This is a genomic window from Prauserella sp. PE36, assembly GCF_003311655.1.
Lineage (GTDB): Bacteria > Actinomycetota > Actinomycetes > Mycobacteriales > Pseudonocardiaceae > Prauserella_A > Prauserella_A endophytica.
Window position 1 is genome coordinate 1 of sequence record NZ_QEQT01000058.1, and the last position, 2,735, is coordinate 2,735.

Genomic DNA, 2,735 nt, shown 5'->3' on the forward strand with positions numbered 1-2,735 from the left:
CCACCGCTCTAACCACCCAGCTAACCCGCCCAGCGGCGTCCCCACAGGACGCCGCCGCGGCACCCGCATGCCGAAAACAGCCACTCACTGTAATCGCGAAAGGGTCCTCATGGACACCGCCACCGCCCTGACCGATCCGGAACGCCAGTTCGTCGGCTGCCTGCTTTGGCTGCCGCACGAGCCCGCCCGCCGGGTGCTGGCCGGGATGCGCCCGGACGATCTGGCCGACCCGATGGCCGCGCACGTGCTCCACCTCGTGATCGAGGTGGTCGCCGCCGGACAGGCCCCGGCCCCGGTCACCGTCTACGCCCACGCCACCACCACCGGGCAGGCCCCCGGCGAGCACCGGCGGCACCGGCTGGGCCGCTGGCTGGCCGACACCTACGGCGCGACCGGCCCCGCTCCGGCCGACCTTGCCCACCACCTCAAGGCCGTGGTGCTGGAGGCCGCCTGGCGCCGCGCGCTCGCCGAGCACGCCCACCGGCTCCTGCACGCCGTCGAGGCCAGCCCCACCGACCTGCTCGCCGAACTCGCCGACGACACCGAGCACCCGGACGAGCTGCACGCCCGCTACACCGCCGCCCGCACCAACACCCACCCGACCAGGTTGGAGGTGGCCGCCTGATGCCCACACCACGCCCACGACCCGGTAGCGCCATCCCCGGCAGGCCCGCCTACGGCATCACCCGACGGCCTGGCCTCACATGGGCCGACCTCGGCCTGCCCGCCGACGCGCTCGCGTGGCATGAGCGGGCGCACTGCCGCGATACCGACCCGGACGCGTTCTTTCCCGAGCGCGAACCGGGCGGGTCCGCCCACGTCGCCACCGTCAAGCGCATCTGCCAGGGCTGCCCCGTGCGCGGCGACTGCCTCGGCTACGCCCTCGCTCATCCCGAGGTCGTTGGCATCTGGGGCGGGCTCACCGAGCCCGAACGCCGCCGCCTCACCGGCCGCCCGCACGTCCGGCCGGGGCCGCGCACCTACGACGCCGAGGTCGCCCGGCTGACCCGCGCGGGCCGCACCGCCCGCCAGATCGCCGACCACCTCGCCCTCACCGAGCGCACTGTGCAACGCGCCCGAGCCCGGACCCGACACCAGGAGGCCGCCTGATGAGCACAGCCGAATGGCGCGCACTGTCGATCCGGCAACCGTGGACGGCACTGATCCTCGCCGGGCACAAGTCCGTCGAGAACCGCACCTGGCACACCCGCTGGCGCGGACCGCTGGTGCTGCACGCGGGTCAGCGGCCCATCCCCGCCGCTGCACCGCTCGCGGCCACCTACGGGATCGTCAACCCGCCGTGCGGCGCCTACCTCGGCACCGCCGTGCTCGCCGACATCCACCACGACGACCAATGCCGGGGCTGCACGCCGTGGAGCGAGCCCGGCGCGTGGCACTGGGTCCTCACCCACATCCACGCCTGGCCCCAACCGCTGCCCGCTCCCGGCCAGCGCGGGCTCTACACCCCGCCGCCCGCCATCACCGAACACCCTGCCGAGGAGGCCGCCTGATGAACGCCAACACACCCACGCCAGGCGCCGATCTACTCACCGCCCTGCACGACGCGCTCACCCGCTACGTGGTGATGCCCTCGGCCCACGCGGTGGACGCGGTGGTGCTGTGGATCGCCGCCACCCATGCCCAACCCGCGTGGGCGCACGCCCCCCGGCTGGTGATCCGGGCACCGGAGCGGCGGTGCGGCAAGTCCCGGCTGCTCGACGTCGTGGAGGCCACCTGCCATGACCCGCTGATCACCGTCAACGCCAGCCCGGCCGCCGTGTACCGCTCGATCACCGCCGATCCGCCCGTGCTGCTGGTGGATGAGGCCGACACCATCTTCGGCCCCAAGGCAGGGGACAACGAGGACCTGCGCGGCCTGCTCAACGCCGGACACCAGCGTGGCCGCCCGGCGCTGCGCTACGACGCCGCGAGTCAGACCGTGGTCACCATCCCCACGTTCGCGATGGCCGCGCTCGCCGGGATCGGCGCCATGCCCGACACCATCGAGGACCGCGCCGTCGTGGTCCACATGCGCCGCCGAGCCGCTGGGGAGAAGGCCGCCGCCTACCGCTCCCGCCGCGACCGCGACCCGCTGCGTGGACTGGCCGGGCAGCTCACCGCCTGGCTGCGGGCCGACCTCGCCACGCTCGAGCGCGCCGAGCCAGACATGCCCGTGGAGGACCGCGCCGCCGACACCTGGGAACCGCTCGTGGCGGTGGCCGACCACGCCGGGGCCGACTGGCCCGACCGCGCCCGCGCCGCCGCGCTCGCCATGACCCAAGAAGCCGAGGACAGCGGGGAGATGTCCGACCGGCTCCGGCTGCTCGCCGACTGCCGCACCGCCTTCGGCACTGACCTTGCCCTGCCCACCGCCGAACTGCTGCACCGGCTACGCGGCATCCCGGAATCACCCTGGGGCGAGTACGGCGCCAACGGCCTCACCGCCATGAAGATGAGCGCGCTGCTGCGCGAGTACGGCATCCGCTCCGGCAACATCCGCTTCCCCGACGGCCAACGCAAAGGCTACGAACGGGCCGACTTCACCGACTCCTGGGCGCGCTACTGCCCCGAACTCGGCCCCCTTCCGGAGGGGGAGCCGTCCCAGCCGTCCCAGCCTCATCACCCCAGGTCAGCCCGGGACGGCTCAAAACCCTGGGACGGCTCAAGCCGTCCCACCAGAAAAGCCGTCCCAGGCCTGACCAGCGACGGGACGCCTGGGACGGCTGGGACGCCCC

At 73.9% G+C, this 2,735-nt stretch carries 3 protein-coding genes and 1 pseudogene; all 4 read left to right on the forward strand.

What is annotated here, in order from left to right; translation table 11 throughout:
• The first annotated feature begins 109 nt into the window (after positions 1-109).
• Entirely contained in the window at positions 110-625 is a 516-nt protein-coding gene (locus DI005_RS13555) for a hypothetical protein (protein WP_113642307.1), read from the forward strand.
• 56 nt (positions 626-681) lie between these two features.
• Positions 682-954 (forward strand): annotated as a pseudogene (locus tag DI005_RS38950) (WhiB family transcriptional regulator); the annotation flags it as partial.
• A 155-nt stretch (positions 955-1,109) separates the two neighbouring features.
• Complete coding sequence (locus DI005_RS13565; RefSeq protein ID WP_113642309.1) at positions 1,110-1,511, forward strand: ASCH domain-containing protein; 402 nt, start codon at positions 1,110-1,112, stop codon at positions 1,509-1,511.
• Positions 1,511-2,735 (forward strand): DUF3631 domain-containing protein (locus DI005_RS13570; protein ID WP_113642310.1); only part of this gene is annotated, 1,225 nt, incomplete at its 3' end. The genes DI005_RS13565 and DI005_RS13570, both read left to right, overlap by 1 nt.

What these genes read in the sequence shown, in the direction of transcription:
- DI005_RS13555 (WP_113642307.1), top strand. Translation starts at nt 110, where the DNA reads ATGGACACCGCCACCGCCCTGACCGATCCGGAACGCCAGTTCGTCGGC.
- DI005_RS13565 (WP_113642309.1), top strand. Translation starts at nt 1,110, where the DNA reads ATGAGCACAGCCGAATGGCGCGCACTGTCGATCCGGCAACCGTGGACG.